Consider the following 24,680-nt stretch of genomic DNA (forward strand, 5'->3'; position numbering starts at 1 on the left):
CGCCCGTACCTCGTTACATAGTCTCTCACCTGTTCCTGGTGATTTTTCGCCCGCCTTGTGCGGGCCTTTTTATTGCCAGTGCCAGCGCAAGATTAACTGTGTATTAGCTTGTCGTTCATTAACAGGCCACTGCCACTGCATACGGTTGTATTGCACTGAATTAAAACGAATATGCTCCAGGCTTAGCTGCCATACCGGGTTTAATTGGTAACTCAGCGCCAACGTCCAGGCATCGCCGTTGCCGTTATTGTTATCAGCCGGCGTGCTATCCCGGTCTAAGGTACGAAATCGGTCATAGCGTAAGCTAGCGCTTAGCGTGTCCTGGCGCCAGTGCGCCAGTAAAAACCAGGCATCAAACGAGACATCCACCACCGCTGGTCCCATCAGAGTATCGCCAGCTAACCATTGTGCCAACACACTGATAGACGGTGTAACCGCTTGTTGCCAGGCAGCACTGACAAACCGGGTACGCCAGGCATACTGTCCATGGCTAAACACCAGCGGATCGCCCTGATTATCGTAATAGTACAGTTTGAACCGGCTATGCTGCTGATATTGCCAGTGCAAGCCAGTATAAAAACCGTTGTTATGATCAAGCTCACGAGTCGGCTCAACCCAGGCTGGCTGCAATTGCAATACACCGCTATTTAAGCTGGGATAAGAGGCAAAGTTTACTCGCTCGCCTTGCCCGGTTTGCAGATTATGTATGGCAAACCCTCGCCATGCTAACACGGTACCGGCAGGATCATTGCCCTGAAACACGCCGCCAACCAAGGTCCAACTGTATGGCTGGCGAAAAAAACGTCCTGGCCGGCTGAGGCTAAGCTCAACTGCTCGTACCCGCACCTCTTCGGCAAACCAGCTGTTAATCGCCGAAAAACTGCTGCTATAAGGCGAGGTCCAGGCGATATCACTGTTTTCGGCCGAAAACGCCGGATAGAACAGCCCCAGCCGAGCACGCCAACGATAACCAGATTGCGGCAGCGGCGCCCAGTTAAGCCAGGCTTCGGTAATACTAAGCCCTGCCTCTGGTGCACTGTGCCACTGGGCATTAAGTTGGGCCGACCAGGCCGTTTCTGTGAGTAATTGTGTACTTAGATACTGTGGCCCCAGCTGCACACCATCCTGATGGTGTGCCAGCTGCCCGGTGCCACCGTCATACCAGGGGCGCTGCCAGTCAGGTATCGCCGAGCTGCTATTGAGCAACATCTCGCCGGTACCACTAACCAGCAGCTCTGCTGCCGCTGCAGGCAAGCTCAGTAGCAGACAACTATAAATAACACCGCCACTTGTAACACAACTGCGCATGGCATTCCTCTTTATTAAGTTGTGGCTGGAAATACGGTTGCTTCGGTGTATCATCGTCGGACAATACCGCTCAACAGGTAGCTTATTGCATGAGAATAGCATTTTTTTTCATTATGTTACTGTCTGTCGCATGGTCTGGCGCAGCGTACAGTGCCGAACTAACTATTCAGGTTAGAGACCAACAGCAACAAGCATTGGCGTTTACCGTGGTCGAACTTATCCACCCGGACTACCCAGCCATTCAAGCTGACTCAGCCCAGATTGTGCAGCGTGATCTGATGTTTTCTCCGTTTGTATCAGTGGTTCAGCGCGGCGCCTTGGTCGAATTTCCAAACCAGGACAAAACCCGCCATCATGTGTATTCTTTTTCTCCGGCTAAGCAATTTGAACTGCGCTTGTATTTGGGCAAACCAGAGGCAGCAATAGAATTTGACCAACCCGGGCTGGTGACGCTGGGCTGTAACATTCATGACAATATGTTGGCATACCTTTATGTAGCACAAAGCCGCTTTGTTGGTATTACGGATCAACAGGGTGTCGTGAAGTTTACTGACTTACCTGCGCTAACGTATCAGCTGCATTACTGGCAACCGTGGCTGACACAACCCGTGCTGCCGCAGCAACTGATTGTGAGCGCCGACAATCAACAGTTAAGCTTAAACCTGGAAGTACAGCGCCAGTCATTACCAGAGCCGGCTGGCACCGCGCTGCAACAGCACTATTAACCGTTGTTGTTATTGGTATGCAGCACGGTGTTAATAAGAAGGTGTGAGTTAGCCGTTAAGCCGGGTTTTGTGCTCTGTTGCCAGAGTGACAATCATTCCTCTAGGACTTAAGTCACCTTAAGCCTCAAGCAATCTACCCGCCCCCAACGCGGGCCGCGCCAAAGGGGGCCTATTTGATCTTGCTCCGGGTGGAGTTTACCGTGCCACGAACTGTTACCAGCCGCGCGGTGCGCTCTTACCGCACCCTTTCACCCTTACCTGATCCCGAACTTGCGAACGGGCCATCGGCGGTTTGCTCTCTGTTGCACTAGTCGTAGGCTCACGCCCCCCAGGCGTTACCTGGCACCCTGCCCTGTGGAGCCCGGACTTTCCTCCCCCTGCTTGCGCAGGCAGCGATTGTCTTGGCCAACTCACGGGCGCAATTATACTGGTTTTATTCTGTTTCACCAGACAATTGCAGTGCAACTTTATATAAGGCGTTTTTCTTACCGCCATGAATTTGTGCCGTTAACGCTGCGGCTTTTTTCACTGGCAGCTCGGTTAACAGCAATTTCAGCGTGTTAAGTTCAGCATCGCTCAGCGCGCTTTCGGCTTTAGGTGTAGGCGCTATCATCAGTACCATTTCCCCCTGGCAGCGCTGCGGATCAGCCTCTAACCAGGTGGTAATTTGCGCTGCTGTACCGTATTCCAGATGCTCAAAAGTTTTGGTTAGCTCTTTGGCCAGCACTAATTCGCGATCAGGGCCAAATACAGCAGTAACATCCTGCAGCGTATCTTTAATACGCCGGGCGGTGTCATAACAGATAATGGTGCCGACCCCAGCAGGAATGTCTGCCAACTGGTTTTGCCGCTGCTGGCTTTTCGGCAGTAAGAAGCCGATAAAATGAAATCTATCCGTCGGCAATCCCGCGGCACACAACGCCGCTATCAACGCACAAGGACCGGGGATTGGAATTACCCGCACGCCAGCTTCGCGACATTGTCGCACCAGGCTATAACCCGGATCGCTAATTAGTGGCGTACCGGCATCCGATACCAATGCGACGTGCTCTCCCAGCAAACATTTTTGAATAATGCTGGCAGCACGTTGCTTTTCGTTGTGGTCATGCAGCGCTATGGTTTTAGCATTAATACCCAGATGCGATAATAAACGCCCGGTGTGGCGGGTATCTTCTGCGGCTATCCAGTCAACTTGTGTTAACGTTGCTATTGCGCGCTGACTGATATCGTCCAAATTGCCAATTGGGGTGGCGACGACATATAAAAAACCGTTTTCTTTTGCCATTTGATGATTAATGTACGCTATTTAATTGAGCTTAACCGGCAGTCTCAGTAAGATAAGACCCATGTTTCGCTATGGTACTGTGCATTGTGACTTCCAGCAAATTAAAGCCTGTGTTATTTCTCTGTGTCGGCGGTCTGCTCTCCAGCTGCGCTCAAAGCCCGCAAAGCAGCAAAACTGTTGCACCAGCACCCAGCCCCACGCAGGTTGAAAAGCAAACCGAAACTGCCAGACAGCTTTACCCGCTGGCTGCGAATTATCAAGCGGAGCAACAGCATTATCAGCTGCTCAAAGTGGCACGCCAGGCAATTGCCGAAAAAGATTTTTTACTGGCGCTGGCAATTAGTGAAAATTTAAAACTCAGCCCGTACCCGGCAATCCGCCAACAAAATAAGCTGCCATTGCTGCAGGCTTATCTGGCCACCAAGCAGCAAACCAGTCTGCTAACATTGCTGGAAAAAACCGAACTAAGTGCTGTGGCTGCAGCAGACCGCGCCATGTTTCTTTGGCTCAGCGCACAATATCATGCCGAGCAGGGCCGTTATCTGGCGGCCAGTGAAACCCTGCTGTCGTTACAGCACTATATTGACAGCACACAACCACATAACTCGACGCTACATGACAACGATAATCACCCCGCTGGTAATCAGCAAACCTATCAACAATTACTGTGGCGTAATCTGGCGCAGCTTAGTGACAGTCAGTTAGACAGCCTGAAAGTAGAGGCCGAGCTACATCGCTCTGCCTGGCTTAACCTGGCGCAACTATCACGCCGTTATATTGGCCAGCCAGAACAACTGCAACAGGCATTTAGCGGCTGGCAACAGCGCTACAATGCGGTAGCAACCTTACAAAACTTGCCCGACTCTGTTCGGCAACTGTTTAGCTTAATACCTTATCAACCGCAAAAAATTGCCATACTGCTGCCAATGCAAGGCCGATTCCGCCAACATGCCCAAGCAATACAGTATGGTATTTTGGCGGCAGCGGGCAGCGGAAGTTCGGAATTAGTCTTTATTGACAGCGAACAAAGCACCACTGAATTGCATACCCAAGTTAGTGCGGCGCAAGCAGAATTTGTCATAGGCCCGCTGCTTAAAGAACAAGTTGACAGCGTCAGCCGCTCTGAAAACTGGACATGGCCAACATTATTTCTTAACACCATCGACAGTGGCCATACGCCTGCACCAGAGCAATTTTATTTTGCCCTGAGTATGGAAGACGAAGCCAGCCAGATGGCACAGCTGTTCCAACAGAAAAATTATCTGCACCCGGTGGTTATTAGTGCAACCAATACTACAGCCCTGCGCATGCAACAACATTTTGTCAGCCGCTGGCAGCAATTGGGCCATCAGGCACCGCTCAGTTTGCAGTTTGACAATAAAGAGCAACTTGAAGCACTGATTGGCAATTTGTTAGAAACCGACACTAGCGAAGAGCGAGTGAAGCTGATCAGTAACCTGCTGCCGCAAAAGCTGGAAGCAGAGCCGCATAGTAGGTTAGATATTGACGCTATTTATCTGTTAGCAGATCCGGTACAAACCCGACTTTTTAAGCCTTTTATCGATGTATCGGTTAGCCCAACAGCGCCTAGACTGCCTATCTACGCCAGCTCACGCAGCCACAGCACCAGCTTAAGTAGTACCGATTTACGCGACTTAAACGGCTTAACTTTTACAGAAATGCCGTGGATGCTGGATGAACAAAGCAACATGGCGTTGCGCCAGCAATACCAGCAGTTATTTTCTGACCAGGACGAAACCTTGCAGCGGCTGTTTGCCATGGGTTACGACGCCGTTAAACTGGTCGGCAGTTTGCGCCAGCAACAACAGTTGCCATCTGCGGTATTTCCTGGCCTCACCGGCCAACTGAGTTTAAACCAGAACGGCAGTATTGTGCGGCGCCTGAGCTGGGCGAGCTACCGCAATAACCGCTTATCCGCTATACAGGAACCCTAAGCAATACCATGAACACACTGGGCCAGTTATATGAACAGCTAGCACTGCAGTATCTGCAACAACAAGGCTTACAACTGGTGCAGCAGAACTACCAGTGCAAGGCCGGCGAAATTGACTTGGTGATGCGTGAACGTGACAGCCTGGTATTTGTAGAAGTAAAGTACCGCGCCAGCAGCGCCTTTGGTGGTGCAGTTGCCGCGGTAACGCCGGCCAAACAGCAAAAACTGCTGCGTGCGAGTCGCTGGTACCTGCAGCAACACCGGGCAACAGACTCACCCTGCCGGCTGGACGTACTGGCGATTGAAGGCCAGGTGCCATACCAATATAACTGGATAAAAAATGCAATTTCGCAGTAGCACATTGAGCAGGACAACCTGATGCAAGAGCATATTCGCCAGCTGTTTAGCGAAAACATCCAAACAATGATAGCGACCGGCGAGAGCCTGGCTGGTCCACTGGAAAATGCCGCCTGCGTCATTGTTAACAATCTAATCAGCGGCGGTAAAGTGTTATGTTGTGGAGACGGCGCAACTACCGTGCTGGCGAACCACTTTGCCCAGCTGTTACTGGACCAATTTGAAACCGAGCGTCCCACGCTACCAGCACTGGCCTTAGCGCCACATAACCATAGCTTACAACATTGTCATAATCAGGATTATCTGGCCCGGCAAATTAAAGCCTTGGGTCAGCATAACGACGTATTACTGGTTGTTTCGTTGACAGGTGCCGAACCAAGTCTGATTAAAGCCGTCGAAGCAGCAGTGACCAATGATATGAAGGTTATCGCACTAACCGTGGACAGCAGCGGCGAATTGTCCGGTTTGCTGAATCAGCAGGATGTCGAGCTTAAAGTACCGGTGCACCGGCCAGCACGAATTTATGAATGCTACACTTTTTTGTTGCACAGCCTGTGCGAACTAATTGATTTAACGTTGTTTCCACAACAAGGAGATTTATGAATACACTAAAGTTGCTTTGCGCCTGTACCCTGCTGGCTGTGTTGCAAGGCTGTGCTGCAGCCGTCGTGGCCGGTGGCGCCACTGCGGTTACTTCAGCCAATGACCGCCGTACGCTTGGCGCCCAAATAGATGATAAAAATGTCGTGCTAAAAGCAGTGCGGGCATTGTCTGATGACGCCGCCACTGCCGAGGGCAGTAATATCAATGTAACCAGCTACAACGGCGTATTGTTGCTTACCGGGCAAACGGCCAGCGAAGCGATACGGCAACGCGCTGAAGAGCTAACACGCAGCATAGATGGCGTGCGCAATGTACAAAATCAAATTCGCTTGGGCAACAATACCGCAATGACAACCCGCACCCGAGACGGCTGGATTTCAACCAAGGTAAAAACCCAGCTATTGGCAGACAAACAGGTAAGCGGGCTTAACATTAAAGTCGTCACCGAAAACGCCGAAGTGTTTCTGTTGGGTTTAGTTAACGAGCAAGAAGCGGCCAAAGCGGTAGACATCGCCCGCCACGTTGATGGCGTATCACGCGTGATTAAGGCGTTTGAAATCCGCAACAACTAGCTATGCCTTTTGCTGCAGCGTTCAGCACAACACTGTAACGCTGCCTAGCACTCCTGTAGCGCTTTTAGCACTTTAGAATGAAACTCGCGCTGTTTCATCACCATCATCACCACCACGGCGGCGGCCATAAACATGATCGGGTCGATAAACCAGGCCAGGGCTGATAGCGAAAAATAAATAGCGCGCAAACCGTAGTTAAAAGAATGGCCCGCCTGATCAATCACCTTAGCAGCACGGTTAGCATAGAGCTGCTGCTCGTCGCTGGTTAACTCGCGGCCATCCGGCGCGGCGCCAATCAGTACGCCGCAAAAGCCGTATTGCCGAAGTGACCAGGTAAACTGAAAAAAGGCAAACACAAAAACAAAGGTCAGCAGCAACAGTTTTAGTTGTACTGTCCCCTCGGTATAGCTGGCCCAGGGCACCAGATTCGACAGCATCAGACTAAGCTTTTCTGCCGATGTCATCGCAGTGAGTAAACCGGCCAGGATTAGCAAAGTGCTGGAAGCGAAAAAGGTCACGTTGCGCTCCAGGGTGGAAATAAGCCCGACATCAGCCATTTTGTTATCGCGCAGCAGCATTTTCTGCATCCAGTCGTTGCGCTTGCGCCGAAGCTCATACGACAAACAGCTGACCACTTTAGCGCGGCGTTTGGCAAACAGGGTGTAGCCAATCCACAGGCTGAAAAACCAAATAACAGCTATTAAATCAAGGCTGCTTGCCATCACTACTCTCCGTTGCCAGTCACTGTGTCAGCTTACGCTATATTTTTAACCGTTGCAGCCGCTGCCTGCGGTTAACCTGCTAGGCGTCTGTGGTATAAAGCAATAATGCCAGCCAGATTAAACCAAAGGTAACAATGCGCTCTGCGGCAAAAGGCTCGTGATATAACCAGACACCGAACACAAACATACAGCTGGGGCCAATATATTGAAAAAAGCCCATCGTTGATAACTGCAACCGCCGGGCGCCGGCAATAAAACATAATAATGGCACTGTGGTAACCAGGCTGGCTGCAATAAGATAACTGTTTAACTGCCAGCTGTTGTGCAACAAGTTTACCGCGCTGCTGTCAGCATATTGCCACCAGTACCACAGCGCCAGCGGCAACAATAACAGCGACTCAAAAAACAAGCCGCTAATGGCATCGACCGCCAGTTTTTTACGCATTAAACCATACACGGCAAAAGAGCCAGCCAGCGTTAAGGCGATCCACGGCAAAGAGCCAAAAGTGATCAGCTGCACCAGCACGCCGCTGCTGGCCAGCGCTACCGCAGCCCATTGCAGCTTACGCAAACGCTCGCCCAGAAAAAGCATACCCAGCAACACGTTTAATAATGGATTAATGTAGTAGCCCAAACTGGCATCCAGCATATGGTTATTATTTACCGCCCAGATAAACAAGCCCCAATTACCGCCCAGTAATAACGCGGATAGCAATAACCAGCCCAGGGTTTTCGGTTGGCGCAGTATCGCCAGCACCTTAGCGCCCTGTTTTAACGCCAGCAGCACCAGCAGCAACAACAGAAATGACCAGACAATACGGTGCACCAGAATTTCAGCCGCAGGGATAAAATTAATTTGCTTGAAATACAGTGGCGCTAACCCCCACAACGAATAGGCTGTGGCAGCAAAGATACCTCCCAACTTTTGTTCACGATTAAACGACATAATAAGCTCCACTAACGAAGCCGGCATTATACGCAGTTACGACGCCACACGCTTGGCTTGCGTGAATTTATTGTTCCGGCAGCAGGCTTTTACCAGTAGAATGGCCGCTAATTTTTTCTATTTATTGGCGTTAAGTGAACCCTGATCTACTCCCCCTGCTAAAACAAGCCTTTGGTTACAGTGAATTCCGTGACGGCCAGTTGCCGGTTATTGAAGCGGCGCTGCAAGGGCGCGACAGCTTTGTGCTTATGCCAACCGGCGGCGGTAAGTCGCTGTGTTATCAGCTGCCGGCGCTACTGTTGCCACACGTTACTATAGTGGTGTCACCACTGATGTCTTTAATGAAAGACCAGGTAGATGCACTTAAAGCCAATGGTATTGCGGCAGAATTCGTCAATAGCAGCTTAAGCCGGGAGCAGGTATTACAGGTATTTACGCAACTGCGCCGAGGAGAGTTAAAACTACTTTATGTCGCGCCAGAGCGCTTGTTGCAACCACAGTTTATTGAGCGCCTGCTCGATGTCGGTGTTAGCCTGTTTGCTATTGATGAAGCGCACTGTATTTCGCAATGGGGCCACGATTTCAGGCCGGATTATATGGCGCTGGCGCTGATCCGGCAGCGGTTTCCTGCGGTGCCGGTGATGGCCCTTACGGCAACTGCAGATGGCGCTACCCGGCAGGATATTTTGCAGCAACTGGCGTTGCAACAGGCCTATATTCATTTGGGTAGTTTCGACCGGCCCAATATCCGCTATACCGTGCAGGAAAAATTCCGCCCGGTTGAACAATTGGTTAGCTACCTGCAACAACAAGAGGGTGCCAGCGGCATTGTGTACTGTGGCTCGCGGCGAAAAGTAGACGAGCTTAGTAGCCAACTGGCACAGCGCGGCTTTAGCGTAGCTGGTTATCATGCTGGCTTGAGTAACGAAGAGCGCAACAGCATTCAAGATGCGTTTAAACGTGACGATTATCAGCTTATCGTCGCTACCGTAGCATTTGGCATGGGCGTTAACAAATCTAATATTCGTTATGTGGTTCACTTTGAGTTACCGCGCACCATTGAGGCGTATTATCAGGAAACCGGACGGGCAGGCCGGGATGGCGTAGCCGCTGAAGCCATGTTGCTGTTCGACCCGGCCGATATTGCCAAAATGAAACGCTGGTTGGATGCAGAAGAAAACCAACAGCGTGCCGAAGTAACCTGGCAACGCTTTTTAGCTATGGCCGCTTTTGCCGAAGCACAAACCTGCCGCCGCTTGGTGCTACTTAACTACTTTGGTGAAGCACGGCAAACTCGCTGCGGCAACTGCGACACGTGTCTGCAGCCGCCACAGCAATTTGATGGTACTGAGCTGGCGCAAAAAGCGCTGTCTTGTGTTTATCGGGTGGGGCAGAGTTTTGGCATGCATCATGTTATTGACGTATTGCGCGGCGGCCAGAACCAGCGCATCAGTGAGCTGGGCCACGACAAGCTATCCACCTGGGGCTTGGGTAAAGATCTCAGCCACGATTATTGGCTGAGTATTTTGCGCCAGCTGATCCATTTTGGCTTGTTGCAGCAAGATATTACTGCGCACTCGGTGCTTAAATTGCAACCGGCAGCCAAGCCCGTGTTACGCGGTGAGACTCTGCTGTCACTTGCCGTGCCGCGGTTACAAAGCAGTAAACGTGAACCAGAACGCTTAAGCAAGCAACAATATGATCGACCGCTGTTTGCCCGCCTGAAAACCCTGCGCAAACATATTGCCCAGCGCGACGACGTGCCGCCTTTTGTGGTGTTCAGCGACGCCAGCCTGATTGAAATGTGTCAGCAACTTCCCACCGACAACCGCAGCCTGTTGGCCATTTCGGGTGTTGGCCAAACCAAGCTAGCCCGTTATGGCGCAGACTTTATTAATGAAATCAGTGACTATCTGGCTGCAGACAATCAACCTCCGGCTGGCAAGCTGGCAAAATAAGCCGCAATGTTTGCTACGTCGGCATCCGATAGCCCAGCTGCCATTGGTGACATTATTGGGTTTTTACGCTCGCCATCGCGATAAGCTTTAATTGAACTTTCAAGGTATTTCACTTTTTGCCCGGCTAGATTGGGGTAATCCGGAATAATAGAAATGCCATTGCCACCGTGGCAAGCGGCACACACCGCGGCTTTGGCTTTGCCTGCTGCAATATCAGCAGCCTGAGTTGTACCTGCCAACAACAGCAATCCGATAAACACTGATCTCATATTCGCTCCATAATTATTTTGGTAATAACTAGTTATAACCTAAGCAGCTAAATGCTCAAGCCATATAAACGTCTAATAATTTTATTTCGTTCAAAACAATGACATGAGGTATTTTTTGCTGACACTCTAGCGGACACTATGCTACTGTTTATACCTAATTTTTTAACAATGGGGCGTGTTGACGTTTACTGGTTAAATTTTGCCCGCCAGGCGGCAAAGCAACCAATAAACATCCCCCTAAGCTGGCACGGAGAAAGCCGTTCGTGAGAACAAGCATGTTCTGCTTAGTGTTGTTGTATTGGCTATGTATACCGCCGGTACTTGCCTTTCATGTCACCAGCAATGAGCTGGACAGCTCTGCGTCAGCACAACAACGCCTGCAGCAAGTGTACTTTCAAGTTACTCCACTGGGCTATAGCCTGGACGACATTCTGGCAGATCCTGAAAAATATCACGCTTTTAGCTTGCTAAACCCAGCACAGCGGGTGCTATTTCGTGAGCAACAAGCAGTATGGTTTTTTGCCCGCCTACACAATACCAGCAAGTTTAAACAACAGCTTATGCTGGAGTACGACTTTCCAATGGCAGATAAAGTGGAGATTTATCAGCGCACTGAAACCAGCGGAGACATCCGGCTATTAAGTCGCTCAGGCAACGACTTCCCCTACACAGAAAGAGCACTACCCTATCGTAGCTATGTGGTGAGCCTACAACTGGCCGCAAACGAGCAGCGTGATATTTTCATCCGGGTACAGGACGCGGCCGTCATTCCCAGTGAACTAATATTGTGGCATTACAATGCGTTTATTTCACACAGTCAGGACAGTGCGCTGTTGGATGGCATACTACAAGGCATTTTACTGCTATTGGCATTTCATAATTTGGTTCAGTTTTTTCGGCTAAAAGCACGTAATCACTTATATTATAGTGGCTTTTTCATTAGCTTTGCGCTAATCATAGCCACCTTAAACGGAATGGCCTTTGCTATGCTATGGCCTGGCTACCCGGAAATAAACCAGGCCATTTTATATATTGCCGTAGGTACTGGCTTATTGTTCCTAAACATATTTATTCATCAGACACTCAAGCATCTGTACACCAGCCAGTGGCGTTGGTTTAGCCATACCAGTAGTTTTGCTGCCATGTTGTTACTGTTCAGCCCGCTATATGCCTCTGGCGAACAAAGACTGCACCTGCTTTTCCTGGCGTTGGGCTGGGTGTTAACCAGCAATATCGTTCTGGCGGTACGGTTTAGCCTGGCTGGGCAACAACAAGCCCGCGCCTTTGTATGGGCCTGCACCTTTACGCTCTGCACAGCATTGCTATTAACCCTAAGCCAGGCCGGCTATTTAAATACCGGCTTCGACTGGTTATACATGCTACAGCTGTTAATGTTGTTTAGCCTGGCGCTGGTTAGCTTTGGCTGGCAGCAGGTGGAACTAAAGCCCTAACTATATTTCAATCGCCCTATTGCTGTTATAACAGACAACTCAGTACAATGCCGGCGCGACATATCGTCGCTCCTTAACAGGCAAACCTAAATTTATATTTATTTCGTTCGGAGTCTTTATGCAACGGCTGCGTGAATTATCGCGTCGTGTTGAGGCTGTGTATGGCGAAATAGCGGAAACATTTTCAGTCTATCAACAACAGCGTGGTTTAACCTGCCGCACTGGTTGTGGTGAATGCTGTTTGCAGCCAACGATAGAAGCGACGGTACTGGAAATGCTCCCGCTGGCATTACACTTGTTTGATCAAGGTAAAGCAGAACAAACACTGACACAACTCGAAGAGTTAACAGAGCCCCAGGGCTGTTTTTTTTATCAGAAGCTGTCATTTGACGGCAAACAAGGCCAGTGCAGTGTATATCAGCAACGGCCCAGTATCTGCCGCTTGTTTGGCGCTGCAGGTTATCGTGACAAAACAGGCAAAACCTCATTGTCAGTATGTAAGGTGATTAAGACAGACCTGCCAGCCGCTTATCAGGATAGCTTAATCGCGTTGGAATCAGATCCACCGCCAATGATGATCATGGCCAAAGAGCAGGTAAACGAACTGGATTATGAACTTGGCAAGCAGCACCTGCCCATTAACGATGCCTTACAACAGGCACTGGAAAGGGTACTGTTTAAAGCCTGGTACAGTGGCATGAACGACGATCAGCAAATCGCTTAAGCTAACCATCAACACAGCAGCTGAGTCTGGTTGCTGTGTTGGTGGTTATCAAGCAGCCCGCACGAACGCGAGCAACCTGTTGTGAGTCAAGCGCCAAAAGTGCTCGCTTTTTAATGCCAATTGTTAGGTACCTTCACGTAAGGTAACTTTAATAACATATTCGAAGTTATCAACCTCAGAAGATTGCCAGAAATTAGTAAAGTTAAAAATTCTCGCTGAATCATAGCTAATTTCCAGAGCTCTCTCACCCAACCAAGCGACAGCTAAATTGTCGACCTTATCAGCCACAAAAATTGGATTTGCATCAGCGTATTTCGTACCCGGAACTACAATATAGATTTGGTGCGCAAATCCTGTTGTAGCGCCACAGTTTTTAACGACATGTATAGCCGCAGTTTTTTTCTTCAAGTCAACCGCCTGACTAATCACGTCATCGCTGCACGGATCAGCGCAAGCCGAAAGCAAAATGGATACTAGTGACAAAAACAAAACTCGCATGATCACCTAACATTTATTCAGCGGAAAAATCCGAATTTAAACACGGACTGTTCGGCCTTTGTAAACTTTGTGTTTATGACATTACAGCGGTTTTAGATTATTTACAACGGCTTATAGGTACAGCTTGATTGGTTTTAAGCCCGGCCAGTGATGTTGAAATTGCGCCGCACATTGCCAAAAGCCGCGGCCTGATTGGGCCGAACAGTTAGTATGTGCTGAAACTGGCAGCAAATAAAAAACCGGGCGGTGAAGCACACCAACCCGGTTCTATTACACACTCAACGCTAAAAACTAAGTACTTACTCTTTTACCACATCAATAAAGTACTTCAGCTCGCCGTTTACCATTTCGCGCACTAAACCGTGTACGTCGGTTTCAAAGCCTGGAAAGGCACCGTTAAAGGCGCGGGTAAACTGCAGATAGCTGATAATAATTTTATTAAAGCGCTCACCCGGTACCATCAGCGGTATGCCCGGTGGATACGGCGTAACCAGCATGGCGGTAACACGGCCTTCAATTTCATCTATCGATACCCGCTCAATTTCACGGTGCGCCATCTTGGCCCAGGCATCGGCCGGCGTCATCGCGGTTTCAATGGTCGACAAGTACATTTCGGTAGTAACTTTGGCTACGTCATACTTGCGGTAGATATTGTGAATTTGCTGACATAAATCACGCAGGCCGACTTTTTCGTAACGCGGATGCTTTTTGGCAAACTCTGGCATAATGCGCCACATTGGCTGGTTTTGATCGTAGTCGTCTTTAAACTGCTGCAGTTCGGTAACCATAGAATTCCAGCGGCCTTTGGTAATACCGATGGTAAACATGATAAAGAACGAGTACAGGCCGGTTTTCTCGATGATAATACCGTGCTCGGCAAGATACTTACTAACGATAGCCGCTGGTATACCCTGCTCATCAAACTGACCGTGCAGGTTTAAACCCGGCGTAATAATGGTGGCTTTGATTGGGTCGAGGATATTAAAGCCCGACTCGATAGCACCAAAACCATGCCAGCTGTCTTTGGCGTGCAGCGTCCAGTTGTCGCGGGTACCTAAGCCTTCCTCCGCTAATTCATCCGGGCCCCAGACACGGAACCACCAGTCGTCATCACCAAACTCAGCATCCACTTTACGCATAGCACGGCGAAAATCTATCGCTTCCATTAAGCTTTCTTCTACCAGCGCGGTGCCGCCCGGTGCCTCCATCATCGCCGCCGCTACATCGCAGCTGGCAATAATGGCGTATTGCGGGCTGGTAGAGCTGTGCATCAGGTACGACTCGTTAAAGCGGTGCGTATCCAGGTTACGGTTTTGCGCGTTTTGCACCAGAATTTGCGACGCCTGCGATAAACCGGCTAACAACTTATGCGTTGATTGGGTAGCAAATACCAGTGTGTCTTCTGAGCGCGGCCGGTCTTTACCAATAGCATGCATATTTTTGTAGAAATCATGGAAGCTGGCGTGCGGCAGCCAGGCTTCATCAAAATGCAGCGTGTCGATGGTCGAACCCAGCTCTTGTTTTATTTCTTCCACGTTATACAAAATGCCGTCGTAGGTACTTTGCGTAATAGTTAAAATGCGCGGCTTTTTATTTTTGGCGTTACGGGCAAAAGGGTTGGCTTCAATCTTCCTGGCGATAGCTTCCGGCGAGAACTCGCTTTTCGGGATCGGGCCGATAATGCCGTAGTGGTTACGGGTTGGCATTAAAAACACCGGTATAGCGCCGGTCATAATAATCGAGTGCAGTATCGACTTATGGCAGTTGCGGTCTACCACCACGATGTCGCCCGGTGCCACTACGGAGTGCCAAACCATTTTGTTGGACGTGGACGTACCGTTGGTGACAAAGAATAAGTGATCGCAGCTAAAAATACGCGCCGCGTTGGCTTCGCTTTCGGCTACCGGCCCGGTGTGGTCCAGCAGCTGACCTAATTCATCTACCGCGTTACAGACATCGGCACGCAACATGTTTTCACCAAAAAACTGGTGAAACATCTGCCCGACCGGGCTTTTTAAAAACGCCACGCCGCCGGAATGGCCGGGGCAGTGCCAGGAGTAAGAACCGTCAGAGGCGTAATCCATTAAGGCATTAAAAAACGGTGGTGCTAACGCATCGAGGTATTTTTTCGCTTCGCGGATAATGTGCTTGGCAACAAATTCCGGCGTATCTTCAAACATATGGATAAAGCCGTGCAGCTCGCGCAGTACGTCGTTTGGTACATGGCGGGTGGTACGGGTTTCACCATACAGGAAGATCGGAATATCGGCGTTGCGTTTACGTACTTCTTTAATAAAAGTACGCAGCTCAGCCAGCGCTTTGGCCACTTCTTCCGGGCTGCCGTTACCAAACTCTTCATCGTCAATCGACAAAATAAAGCAGGAGGCGCGGCTGGCCTGTTGGGCAAAGGCGCTTAAATCGACATAGCTGGTATAACCTACTACTTCAAAACCGTGGCTGCTGATGGCCTGGGCTAAGTCACGAATACCGGAGCCGGAGATATTCTCCGAGCGAAAGTCTTCATCGATAACAATAACTGGGAAACGAAAATTCATGCGATTGGTCCTTATTGGTCCATCTTTTTGCGTGCTTTCATCAAGCGCTCACGCTTGTACTTTTGCAGCGGCGTTTCAGTGTTCTTTTTATTCGGCGCAAACGGGTTTTCACCTTCACGGAATTCGATGCGAATAGGCGTACCCATCATTTGCAGGGTTTTACGGAAGTAATTCATCAGATAACGTTTATAGGAATCCGGTAAATCATCCACCTGGTTGCCGTGTATCACTACCAGCGGGGGGTTGTACCCACCGGCATGGGCGTATTTCAGTTTTACCCGACGGCCATGCACCAACGGCGGCTGGTGATCTTCCTGCGCCATTTTCATAATACGGGTTAACAAAGCGGTACTGTGGCGTTTGGTAGCAGAATCAAAGGCTTCTTCTACCGATTCAAATAAATTACCTACGCCAGAGCCGTGCAATGCGGAAATAAAATGCAGCCGGGCAAAGTCGATAAAGCCTAAGCGGCGGTCAAGCTCGCGTTTTACTTCGTCTTTAATACTGTCGTTTAAGCCATCCCATTTATTGACCGCGATAACCAGCGAGCGGCCAGAGTTAAGCACAAAACCAAGGATGCTTAAGTCCTGATCGGAAATGCCCAAACGCGCGTCCAGCACTAAAATCACCACGTTGGCATCTTCAATCGCCTGCAGGGTTTTTACTACTGAGAACTTTTCTACCATATCGTCGATTCTGCCGCGGCGACGCACACCGGCGGTATCGATTAAGGTGTAGTCGCGCTCGTTGCGCTGCATCGGAATATAAACAGAATCGCGCGTAGTGCCCGGCATATCAAACACCACAACCCGCTCCTCGCCAAGAATGCGGTTAGTTAGTGTCGATTTACCGACGTTAGGCCGGCCGACAATGGCCAGTTTAATGTGTTCGCTGCGCAGCCTTGCGGCCTCGGCGTCGGCTTCTTCTTCGGTCAGCGTCTCCAGCGCCGGGCCTTCAGCTTTATCAACTTCACCGGCCAGACGTTTTTGCTGCTCTTCGCTTAATAACGGAATAAGGGCATGGTTTAGCAGCGACGAGACGCCGCGACCATGCGCGGCAGCAATGGCGTAAACGTCACCCAGGCCTAAACTGTAAAAATCCGCTATAGCAGTGTCTGCATCCAGGCCATCGGTTTTATTAGCCACCACAAACACCTTTTTCTCCACTTTGCGGATATGTGCGGCTATGGCTTCATCGCCTACGGTTGCGCCAACACGGGCGTCAACCATAAACAGCACCACATCGGCTTCGTCAATGGCTTTTAGCGATTGCTCAGCCATTTCCACTTCAATGCCTTGTTCGTTGCCGTCGATACCACCGGTATCCACCACAATAAATTCCAGCCCTTCAAAATTAACCGAGCCGTATTTACGGTCGCGAGTCAGCCCGGGGAAGTCCGCTACCAACGCATCACGGGTGCGGGTTAAGCGGTTAAAAAGTGTCGACTTACCGACATTGGCTCGCCCTACTAGGGCAACGACAGGCAACATTATGTGAACCTCAAAAATAACAAAACAGGCCCGGTACAGGCCTGTTTAAAAACTTCAACCGCTAAACCCGGTTTAAGGCGTTTGTAATAAGACTAGCTCACCATTACGGCTTTGTACCAGTAGATGGCTACCATCTGTAACCGCTTCGGTATAAAAACCGGAGCCATCCATACTCTGACGGGCGACAAAGTCACCGCTTTCACGATTAAGCCAATGCAGATTACCCTGATTATCACCTACCACCAGGTACTCTTTATACACTGTGGCGCCAGTCAGACTGTGTTTATTCAACCCAAACTGTGACCATTTTTCGGTACCGCTGCGGCTATCTATTGCATAAATACGACCTACAGAATCAACCAGATACAAAGTATCACCGGCCGAAGACATGTTATTGAAACTGGAATATTCACGTTTCCATAGTTGCCGCCCGGTGCGCAATTCCTGCGCCACCAGTTCACCATTATAGGCGATGCTAAACACTGCTGAGCCAATTACGATAGGTGTTGCATCCACATCCACCAGCCGCGATAAGTCTGTACTGCCTTTGGGGCTGGTGACAGCTTCTTCCCAGGCTTGATAACCGCGTTCAGCAATCAAAATACCGATATGGCCGCTTCCCGAACCATACAACACTCCGCCGGCCTGAATAACAGGCTGCGCTGTGCCACGTAAGGTTAGTGCGGGCTGCTCATTTTCGAACTCCCAACGCTGTTCACCGGTATCTGGGTGCAGAGCTATCAGCGTTCCAGCTCCTGTTGCCACCACAACCAGGCCTTCACCTACCGCGGGTTTTGCTAACACTTCGCCAGTAACTTCTTTGCGCCATACCAGCTCACCATCAGCTGAAAGTGAAACGACGTCACCGTTTTCAGTGCCAAAGTACAGTCGGCCAAAACCAAAACTCAGGCCGCCAGAAATACGCGCATTATCGCCAGACCAAACATCACTGATGTCCTGCCAAAATGATCCGCCAGTAGGCTTGCGTAAATCGAACTGCCATTTACGTTTACCAGAGCTTAAGTCAAACGCTGCGACTAATCCCTCACGGCTTGCCGCATATACGGTATCGCCAGCAATAACCGGTGTCAGCTTTGACTCGTAATGTTCGACACCAGAGCCAATACTGCTATCCCACACTACTTTTGGCGTGATGCTATTTTGTACCGGCGGCAACACCAGGTCGTCTTTACTGGAACAGCCTGCCAGCACAACCGCTACCAGCAACAAGGCTTGTTTTAACTGTAATTTCACGCTTACCTCTTTACACTGCAGTGACGTGCGCCAGCTCATCCAGTTTAATTTGTAATAATTGTTGGTTCTGTCCTGCCGTCGTCAACGCTTGTTCATAAGCCGCCTTCGCCTCTGGCAGTTTATCTGCCAGCTGCAGAATATCGCCTTTGAGCTCTGCCTGCATGGAAGCAAAACTGTCTGGCATAGTGCTATTTAGTGTCGCCAATGCAGCTTCATACTCGCCCTGATCTTGTTGCAGTTTTGCCAAGCGAATGCGCGTCACGGCCAATAAAGCGGGCGTTTTGCTGTTAGTCAGCACCCAATTTAGTTGCTCGGCCGCCAGCGGATAATTTTTCGCTGAAACGGCTTCTTTAGCTGCAATTAATGCGGCTAATACTGCGTAATTAGTGTCTTCAGACGCTGCAATAAAGCCCTGTGCCTGTGCCAGCCAATCTTCACCTGTACCGGCTTCACGTTGTTGCATTAGCTCGTTGTAACGCGTTGACGCTTGCTCTGCAGTAGTGCGCTGATCGGCCTGATAAAAACGAAAACCATATAAAGCGGCTAAACCGATAACGACACCCGATACGATAGCTTTGCCGTAGTCTTGCCAAAACCGCTTTATCGCTTCAACTTGTTGCTCTTCGCTGCTGTAAATTTCCACTGTGTTACTCCGTAAATACTGCTCAGGCTAGCTGTGCGGCCAGCTCAGTTAATAAAATTATTTGTTGCGGTTTATCTTCGCGTAACCATTTAACTGTTACCGAGCCACTTGCCAACTCATCTTCACCTAAAATAAGGCCAATGGTAGCACCCGACTTATCAGCCCGTTTAACTTGTTTTTTTAAATTACCACCGCCGCAATGCAGCATAATTCGCTTATCCGGCATCACCGTGCGCAGCCTTTCGGCAACAGAAAGCGCCGCAAGTTCCGCTGCTTCACCCAGCGTCATCAGATAGATATCAGCCTGAGGCGGCAGTGCAGGTAATAAATTTAAACTTTGCAACAACAACACCAAACGCTCAAGCCCCAGTGCAAACCCTACAGCGGGTGTTGCCTTGCCGCCTAACTGCTCGACTAAGCCGTCGTAGCGACCGCCGGCACACACCGTACCTTGAGCACCCAGTTCGCTGGTTACCCATTCGAATACGGTTTTGTTGTAATAATCTAAACCGCGCACTAAGCGTGGGTTAACGCTAAATTCAATACCAGCTAGTGTTAACAGCTGCTGTAAACGCGCAAAATGTGCAGCAGAGTCTTCATCCAGATAATCTGCCAGCTGAGGCGCAGCGGCTAACATATCGGCCAGTGCCGGGTTTTTGCTGTCCAGCACGCGCAGTGGATTAGTGTACATGCGGCGCAAGCTGTCTTCGTCCAGCATGGCTTTGTGTTGCTCTAAATAGGCCACCAACGCATCGCGATAGGCCGCACGCGCATCGCTGGAACCTAACGAGTTGAGTTCCAGTTTAACGTAGGGTGTTAAGCCCAACTGCTGCCATAAACGTGCGCTCAATATAATCACTTCAGCGTCAATATCTGCCGTGGCAATGCCAAAAGCTTCAAGGCCAAATTGATGAAACTGACGGTAACGGCCCTTTTGTGGCCTCTCATGGCGAAACATCGGCCCGGTGTACCACAGCCGTTGTTCCTGGTTGTAAAGTAAGCCATGCTCGTTTCCCGCGCGCACACAACAGGCTGTGCCCTCTGGTCGCAGCGTTAAGTTGTCACCGTTGCGATCGGCAAAAGTGTACATTTCTTTTTCGACAATGTCGGTTACTTCGCCGATAGAACGTTTAAACAGCTCTGTCATTTCCACGATCGGAAAACGGATCTCGCTGTAACCATAGCTGGCAACTGTATGGCGCAATATCTGCTCAACATGCTGCCAGACCGGCGTGTCCTGTGGCAGACAATCGTTCATGCCACGAATGGCCTGAATTTGTTTCGACAAAATTAGACTTCCATTGATTGAAGTTAAAAAAGCAGCCGCGATTATAGGCGTAATGCGGGCAAACACCAAGCCCGATAGTATCCGCGGGCTACAGTTGTTTTACTGCAATTTTCTGTTGCAGGTATTCTCTTACCTGTTGTTCCAGCTGGTCAGCAACCAAAGCGTTGTCCAGCCGTAGCTTTTGCCGTTGGCCGTTAATATAAAAACCACTCTTTTTGCTGGCGCCGGCCACACCTAAATCGGAAACCAACGCCTCGCCGGGACCATTTACTACACAGCCAATCACCGATACGGTAAGCGGTTCAATGATATCTTCCAACCGCTGTTCCAATTGGTTCATGGTTTTAATCACATCAAACTCCTGCCGCGAACAACTTGGGCAAGCAATAAAATTGATACCACGTGAGCGAATGCGCAGCGATTTTAAAATATCGAAGGCGACTTTAACTTCTTCAACCGGATCGGCCGCCAAGGATATGCGCAGGGTATCGCCGATACCTTCAGCCAACAACATGCCTAATCCAATGGCAGATTTTACCGCGCCGGCTCTGGCTCCGCCGGCTTCGGTAATGCCCAAATGTAGCGGCTGTTTAATCTGCGTTGCTAACAATCTATAGGCACCCACCGCCAGAAACACATCTGAGGCTTTAACACTGACTTTAAACTGATCGAAATTAAGCCGGTCCAGAATATCAACATGCCGCATGGCGGACTCAACTAGCGCTTCGGGCGTTGGCTCACGGTATTTTTGCTGAATATCGGCTTCCAGCGAACCACCGTTTACACCAATCCTAATAGGGATATTGTGATCCCGCGCGCAATCAACTACGGCACGAATACGGTCTTCCCGGCCTATATTACCAGGGTTAATGCGCAGGCAATCTACGCCATATTCAGCCACTTTTAATGCAATACGATAGTCAAAATGAATATCGGCCACTAACGGCACTGGTGATTGCTGTTTTATCAGCTTAAACGCTTCTGCCGCTTCCATTGTTGGCACTGACACACGCACCAAATCGGCACCGGCTTTGGCAATCGCTTGAATTTGCGCCACGGTAGCGGCTACATCGGTGGTAAGCGTATTTGTCATAGATTGCACGGCAATAGGCGCATCGCCACCTATCAGTACATTACCAACGCGGATTTGCGTGCACTGACGACGTTTAATTGGATTATCTGCAAACATGCTTATTCAGACTCGGGAATGGTAAATTTAGCTACTCTGCCACCTGGAAAGGCTGACATATCAAATACTTGCTGGTTTAAACTTATCTCAACCACACTAGGGTTGCCCAGGGTAACCTCAAATGGTGCTTCGCCGCTAAGTTGCATTATATAACCGGCTTGTTTTGTACCATAAGCAACACGGTTGCCGGTAGCATCCACAACGTTTACCCAGCAACGCTGCTCGAAGCGCATTTCCAATACATCCTGCACTATGCTCTCTGCTACTGCGGTATTACTTGTTTGTTCAACAGCAACCTCAGTGGTTAAGGTAGTTGGTGTCAGATCAGTTAATATGCTGGCGGTGTTGTCTTCCTGCAAGGCGGTATCTGTTGTTACAGCCCCAGACACGGGCTCGGCTAACACGGGTTGTACTTGCGGTATATTCATCACGTTGTCAACTACGGCGTTGTCAGTAACCGCTTGTTCAAACACGACGTCGGTTGATTCGCGGGCACTTTGCCACCACCAGACAAACAATAACACCAGTAGCAGTGCGATAATTGCGTAAGTTAACCACATAAATCTATTTTCTATAGCCTGATGCGCAGCGCGGTTTGAAAAGGTACGCATTGGCTTAGATGCCGGTGTTTTGCCCTCAGACTGTCGACTCAATGCCGCCATCAGTTCCGTTTCTGGTAATTTAAGCAAGCGGCCATAGGCACGAACATAGCCACGGGAAAAGGTTTCCAGCGTTGTACCATCAAGTTGATCAAGCTCGAGTTTTTCTACCAGTTCCGCTTTTAAATTTAGCTGCAACGCCACCTGCTGAATACTCATCTGGCGTTGCTCACGCGCCTGGCGCAGCAACTGCCCAGCGCTTACTGGCTTTGCTGCTTCGTCACTCATGGTTCGATACTAGCCGGGTCAACAACAACAACCTGCTGCCCAACACGCAGCGTACTTTGCTCTGAGAGGTTATTCCAACTGAGAAACTTATCCAGCCGCACATTGTAGCGATAGGAAATACCAAACATCGTCTCTCCATCAGATACCACATGATATGGCGAGTCGGTTGTGGCCAGAGCAATCTCACTCGCGGCTCGCGCTGGGCGGGCATCATTTTGTTGCATTTGAAGCTCGGTCTCACTTACCGGTCCCAGCCAAATCTTCTGACCCGTTTTAATCACCGCTTCTGGCGTCAATTGATTCCACTGCATCAGGCGCTGCAAACGGATATTATGTTTAACTGAAATGGCATAGAGTGATTCAGCTTCCTGCACCAGATGATAAGCGGTAGCATCAGCGGAATCTGAAACGACGGCGTCGTTAACGGTGGACGGGGCAATATATGTCACCAGCTCATCGGCCGCTAGCGGCTCAATTAACGCTGGGGTGTTTACTTCAGCAACAGCAGTATCTACGGCATCAGTTTCATTTAACTCTATCGTTAAATTGGCGTCAGCCAAGCCCGCATCAGTTGACTCAGTAGCGGCTAAATCAGCACCCGTTAACTCTGCCGCAGTTAATCCTGCGTCAGTTGACTCGGTAGCGGCTATCTCAGTACCTGTTAACTCTACCGCAACTAAGTCTGTAGTGGCTGGCTGGCCACTGTCGGACATAGCAACCTCTGCATCGTGTTGCTGTCGAACTGGTACGTCTGTCTCTGGAGTAAATACGGCTTTAGCTGGCTCAGCATTAAATACTGCAGCATTCGCTAAGCTGGTGGATTCTGTGCCAGACGCAGCACGCTGTTGTTCTTCGACAGCAGTTGACGAGGTATCGGTGTCAACTGTTGGACCGGGAATTTCAACCGGCAATGGCTTATCCAACGCCGCCGCCTGGGTTGCAGCACTTGCAACGGCAGCATCCGATTTTACAAAGCTATCGGCAATTCCGGCTGTGTTATTAAATATTTTCGCTACAGCAGCTTGCTCTGGTTTTTGTTCTGGTGGTTGCGCCGGTTGTTGCTCTGAGCTGGTGGCTTTGCGCTTCACAATTTTCAATTGCGGATTAGTAACGGGTGTTGTCGGAATGTTCAACTGGGCAGTTTCATCTGGCAACACTATATTCGCCATCAAGCTGTCTTTATAGCGCTCACGTAGCAGCTCAAATTCGCTGCTCTCAAGTTTGCCTTGCATTAATAGCCGCGCTTCTGGCGTATCCATGTACAGCGTTAGTAACAATTGCTCGGCATTGCGCAGCACTTCACGGTCACCACTTTTCTCTGCAATAAGATAACTAAGCAACACAGTACGGGAAGATACCCGGCCTAAACGCTGGATCCGATCCAAATGCCGCTTTGCCGCCGGGTTGTCCCCCATGGCATACGCTAAACCTGCATGCAGAATTAACGAAGTGATTCGGGTTGCATTGTGGCTGATAGAGCTATCAAGATAGCTTTTCGCCTGATTAAAATTATCTTGCTGCAGCTTACACTGCGCCAAATTTTCATAACTTTCGGCTACGCGAATATAACCCGGCCGGCTAATCGCCTTTAGCAGTAGCTGTTCAGCCTCTTCATAACGATTTAACTGGCATAAAAAGGCGCCATAATTGTTATACGCATCGGCATAATTGCTGTCTTTGCTAATCGCGGTACGAAAATATTCTTCTGCCTGTTTGTTTTCGCCAACACTCTGATAGTAATACGCCATAGCGCTATACACTTCGGCAGAGTTTGGTGCAAAGCTACGCGCCCGCTCCAGATTATATTTTGCTTGTGAGGTGTCGCCGCGGCGCAGGTAATTCAACCCCAGCGAGATACGGGTACGAGCCGCTTCGATATTGTCAAAAGTACGATCTGAAACCGGCTTGTCACTGCCGACATAGGATTGCTCAGACACGCAACCGGTAAGCGCCACTAAACTACACAGAGCAATACTAATGAAAAATTTCTGCTTTAACACGC

Annotated in this window: 22 protein-coding genes and 1 other RNA gene; 8 read left to right on the top strand and 15 right to left on the bottom strand. The window is 49.8% G+C overall.

Annotated elements, in window-relative coordinates; genetic code table 11:
- Positions 1 to 69: 69 nt before the first annotated feature.
- Positions 70 to 1,308, bottom strand: coding sequence for a hypothetical protein (locus tag I4W93_RS07180; protein ID WP_205309552.1), 1,239 nt, complete (start codon positions 1,306 to 1,308; stop codon positions 70 to 72).
- 89 nt (positions 1,309 to 1,397) lie between these two features.
- Here I4W93_RS07180 and I4W93_RS07185 point away from each other — a divergent pair, with 89 nt between their 5' ends.
- Complete coding sequence (locus I4W93_RS07185; protein WP_205309553.1) at positions 1,398 to 2,033, top strand: methylamine utilization protein; 636 nt, start codon at positions 1,398 to 1,400, stop codon at positions 2,031 to 2,033.
- A 40-nt stretch (positions 2,034 to 2,073) separates the two neighbouring features.
- On the opposite strand, the gene rnpB is transcribed toward I4W93_RS07185, so the two are convergent.
- Together rnpB and rsmI are read right to left on the bottom strand one after the other, a co-directional pair.
- Positions 2,074 to 2,446, bottom strand: an RNA gene (gene rnpB, locus I4W93_RS07190) — RNase P RNA component class A.
- A 20-nt stretch (positions 2,447 to 2,466) separates the two neighbouring features.
- Complete coding sequence (gene rsmI, locus I4W93_RS07195) at positions 2,467 to 3,318, bottom strand: 16S rRNA (cytidine(1402)-2'-O)-methyltransferase (protein ID WP_205309554.1); 852 nt, start codon at positions 3,316 to 3,318, stop codon at positions 2,467 to 2,469.
- Between the two features lie 86 nt (positions 3,319 to 3,404).
- Here rsmI and I4W93_RS07200 point away from each other — a divergent pair, with 86 nt between their 5' ends.
- The 4 genes from I4W93_RS07200 to dolP are packed head-to-tail and all read left to right on the top strand — an operon-like array spanning position 3,405 to position 6,804.
- Positions 3,405 to 5,273, top strand: a complete 1,869-nt coding sequence (locus tag I4W93_RS07200; protein WP_224673312.1) for a penicillin-binding protein activator — start codon at positions 3,405 to 3,407, stop codon at positions 5,271 to 5,273.
- Between the two features lie 8 nt (positions 5,274 to 5,281).
- Complete coding sequence (locus I4W93_RS07205) at positions 5,282 to 5,629, top strand: YraN family protein (RefSeq protein WP_205309556.1); 348 nt, start codon at positions 5,282 to 5,284, stop codon at positions 5,627 to 5,629.
- A gap of 21 nt (positions 5,630 to 5,650) precedes the next feature.
- Positions 5,651 to 6,232: an SIS domain-containing protein gene (locus I4W93_RS07210; RefSeq protein ID WP_205309557.1), complete on the top strand. Its 582-nt coding sequence runs from the start codon at positions 5,651 to 5,653 to the stop codon at positions 6,230 to 6,232.
- Entirely contained in the window at positions 6,229 to 6,804 is a 576-nt protein-coding gene (gene dolP, locus I4W93_RS07215; RefSeq protein WP_205309558.1) for a division/outer membrane stress-associated lipid-binding lipoprotein, read from the top strand. Before I4W93_RS07210 ends, dolP begins: the two co-directional genes overlap by 4 nt.
- 44 nt (positions 6,805 to 6,848) lie before the next feature.
- On the opposite strand, the gene I4W93_RS07220 is transcribed toward dolP, so the two are convergent.
- Both I4W93_RS07220 and rarD read right to left on the bottom strand, forming a co-directional pair.
- Positions 6,849 to 7,526: a DUF599 domain-containing protein gene (locus I4W93_RS07220; RefSeq protein WP_205309559.1), complete on the bottom strand. Its 678-nt coding sequence runs from the start codon at positions 7,524 to 7,526 to the stop codon at positions 6,849 to 6,851.
- A 79-nt stretch (positions 7,527 to 7,605) separates the two neighbouring features.
- On the bottom strand, positions 7,606 to 8,472 hold the full coding sequence (rarD, locus tag I4W93_RS07225; RefSeq protein ID WP_205309560.1) for an EamA family transporter RarD: 867 nt from the start codon (positions 8,470 to 8,472) through the stop codon (positions 7,606 to 7,608).
- A 134-nt stretch (positions 8,473 to 8,606) separates the two neighbouring features.
- Between rarD and recQ the strand changes: the two genes are divergently transcribed.
- Positions 8,607 to 10,430, top strand: a complete 1,824-nt coding sequence (gene recQ, locus I4W93_RS07230; RefSeq protein ID WP_205309561.1) for a DNA helicase RecQ — start codon at positions 8,607 to 8,609, stop codon at positions 10,428 to 10,430.
- On the opposite strand, the gene I4W93_RS07235 is transcribed toward recQ, so the two are convergent.
- Positions 10,400 to 10,699 carry a c-type cytochrome gene (locus tag I4W93_RS07235; RefSeq protein WP_205309562.1) on the bottom strand — a complete coding sequence of 100 codons (300 nt, stop codon included), beginning with the start codon at positions 10,697 to 10,699 and terminating at the stop codon, positions 10,400 to 10,402. The two genes, recQ and I4W93_RS07235, sit on opposite strands and share 31 nt — an antisense overlap.
- 263 nt (positions 10,700 to 10,962) lie before the next feature.
- Here I4W93_RS07235 and I4W93_RS07240 point away from each other — a divergent pair, with 263 nt between their 5' ends.
- Positions 10,963 to 12,150: a 7TMR-DISM family protein gene (locus I4W93_RS07240; RefSeq protein ID WP_205309563.1), complete on the top strand. Its 1,188-nt coding sequence runs from the start codon at positions 10,963 to 10,965 to the stop codon at positions 12,148 to 12,150.
- 118 nt (positions 12,151 to 12,268) lie between these two features.
- Positions 12,269 to 12,874: a YkgJ family cysteine cluster protein gene (locus I4W93_RS07245; protein WP_205309564.1), complete on the top strand. Its 606-nt coding sequence runs from the start codon at positions 12,269 to 12,271 to the stop codon at positions 12,872 to 12,874.
- Between the two features lie 123 nt (positions 12,875 to 12,997).
- Here I4W93_RS07245 and I4W93_RS07250 read toward each other — a convergent pair whose 3' ends face one another.
- The 9 genes from I4W93_RS07250 to pilW all read right to left on the bottom strand — a co-directional run bounded on the left by I4W93_RS07250 (position 12,998) and on the right by pilW (position 24,678).
- Positions 12,998 to 13,282 carry a hypothetical protein gene (locus tag I4W93_RS07250; RefSeq protein ID WP_205309565.1) on the bottom strand — a complete coding sequence of 95 codons (285 nt, stop codon included), beginning with the start codon at positions 13,280 to 13,282 and terminating at the stop codon, positions 12,998 to 13,000.
- Positions 13,283 to 13,671: 389 nt separating this feature from the next.
- Entirely contained in the window at positions 13,672 to 15,927 is a 2,256-nt protein-coding gene (locus tag I4W93_RS07255; RefSeq protein ID WP_205309566.1) for an arginine/lysine/ornithine decarboxylase, read from the bottom strand.
- A gap of 11 nt (positions 15,928 to 15,938) precedes the next feature.
- Complete coding sequence (gene der, locus I4W93_RS07260) at positions 15,939 to 17,417, bottom strand: ribosome biogenesis GTPase Der (RefSeq protein WP_205309567.1); 1,479 nt, start codon at positions 17,415 to 17,417, stop codon at positions 15,939 to 15,941.
- Positions 17,418 to 17,489: 72 nt separating this feature from the next.
- Complete coding sequence (gene bamB / locus I4W93_RS07265) at positions 17,490 to 18,671, bottom strand: outer membrane protein assembly factor BamB (RefSeq protein ID WP_205309568.1); 1,182 nt, start codon at positions 18,669 to 18,671, stop codon at positions 17,490 to 17,492.
- 10 nt (positions 18,672 to 18,681) lie between these two features.
- Complete coding sequence (locus tag I4W93_RS07270) at positions 18,682 to 19,314, bottom strand: YfgM family protein (protein WP_205309569.1); 633 nt, start codon at positions 19,312 to 19,314, stop codon at positions 18,682 to 18,684.
- Between the two features lie 22 nt (positions 19,315 to 19,336).
- Positions 19,337 to 20,602, bottom strand: a complete 1,266-nt coding sequence (gene hisS / locus I4W93_RS07275) for a histidine--tRNA ligase (protein WP_205309570.1) — start codon at positions 20,600 to 20,602, stop codon at positions 19,337 to 19,339.
- 88 nt (positions 20,603 to 20,690) lie between these two features.
- Positions 20,691 to 21,791 (bottom strand): flavodoxin-dependent (E)-4-hydroxy-3-methylbut-2-enyl-diphosphate synthase, encoded by a 1,101-nt coding sequence (gene ispG / locus I4W93_RS07280; protein ID WP_205309571.1) that lies wholly within the window; start codon positions 21,789 to 21,791, stop codon positions 20,691 to 20,693.
- A gap of 2 nt (positions 21,792 to 21,793) precedes the next feature.
- The gene (locus I4W93_RS07285; protein ID WP_205309572.1) at positions 21,794 to 22,678 is read right to left on the bottom strand and encodes a RodZ domain-containing protein; all 885 of its coding nucleotides are present in this window, start codon (positions 22,676 to 22,678) and stop codon (positions 21,794 to 21,796) included.
- Positions 22,675 to 24,678, bottom strand: coding sequence for a type IV pilus biogenesis/stability protein PilW (gene pilW, locus I4W93_RS07290; protein ID WP_205309573.1), 2,004 nt, complete (start codon positions 24,676 to 24,678; stop codon positions 22,675 to 22,677). The genes I4W93_RS07285 and pilW overlap by 4 nt, the downstream gene beginning before the upstream one ends.
- Positions 24,679 to 24,680 lie beyond the last annotated feature (2 nt).

The organism is Rheinheimera maricola (assembly GCF_016918075.2).
In the GTDB taxonomy this organism is placed as follows: Bacteria; Pseudomonadota; Gammaproteobacteria; order Enterobacterales; family Alteromonadaceae; genus Alishewanella; species Alishewanella maricola_A.

What these genes read in the sequence shown, in the direction of transcription:
- I4W93_RS07180 (WP_205309552.1), bottom strand. Translation starts at nt 1,308, where the DNA reads ATGCGCAGTTGTGTTACAAGTGGCGGTGTTATTTATAGTTGTCTGCTA.
- I4W93_RS07185 (WP_205309553.1), top strand. Translation starts at nt 1,398, where the DNA reads ATGAGAATAGCATTTTTTTTCATTATGTTACTGTCTGTCGCATGGTCT.
- rsmI (WP_205309554.1), bottom strand. Translation starts at nt 3,318, where the DNA reads ATGGCAAAAGAAAACGGTTTTTTATATGTCGTCGCCACCCCAATTGGC.
- I4W93_RS07205 (WP_205309556.1), top strand. Translation starts at nt 5,282, where the DNA reads ATGAACACACTGGGCCAGTTATATGAACAGCTAGCACTGCAGTATCTG.
- I4W93_RS07210 (WP_205309557.1), top strand. Translation starts at nt 5,651, where the DNA reads ATGCAAGAGCATATTCGCCAGCTGTTTAGCGAAAACATCCAAACAATG.
- dolP (WP_205309558.1), top strand. Translation starts at nt 6,229, where the DNA reads ATGAATACACTAAAGTTGCTTTGCGCCTGTACCCTGCTGGCTGTGTTG.
- I4W93_RS07220 (WP_205309559.1), bottom strand. Translation starts at nt 7,526, where the DNA reads ATGGCAAGCAGCCTTGATTTAATAGCTGTTATTTGGTTTTTCAGCCTG.
- rarD (WP_205309560.1), bottom strand. Translation starts at nt 8,472, where the DNA reads ATGTCGTTTAATCGTGAACAAAAGTTGGGAGGTATCTTTGCTGCCACA.
- I4W93_RS07235 (WP_205309562.1), bottom strand. Translation starts at nt 10,699, where the DNA reads ATGAGATCAGTGTTTATCGGATTGCTGTTGTTGGCAGGTACAACTCAG.
- I4W93_RS07245 (WP_205309564.1), top strand. Translation starts at nt 12,269, where the DNA reads ATGCAACGGCTGCGTGAATTATCGCGTCGTGTTGAGGCTGTGTATGGC.
- I4W93_RS07255 (WP_205309566.1), bottom strand. Translation starts at nt 15,927, where the DNA reads ATGAATTTTCGTTTCCCAGTTATTGTTATCGATGAAGACTTTCGCTCG.
- der (WP_205309567.1), bottom strand. Translation starts at nt 17,417, where the DNA reads ATGTTGCCTGTCGTTGCCCTAGTAGGGCGAGCCAATGTCGGTAAGTCG.
- ispG (WP_205309571.1), bottom strand. Translation starts at nt 21,791, where the DNA reads ATGTTTGCAGATAATCCAATTAAACGTCGTCAGTGCACGCAAATCCGC.
- I4W93_RS07285 (WP_205309572.1), bottom strand. Translation starts at nt 22,678, where the DNA reads ATGAGTGACGAAGCAGCAAAGCCAGTAAGCGCTGGGCAGTTGCTGCGC.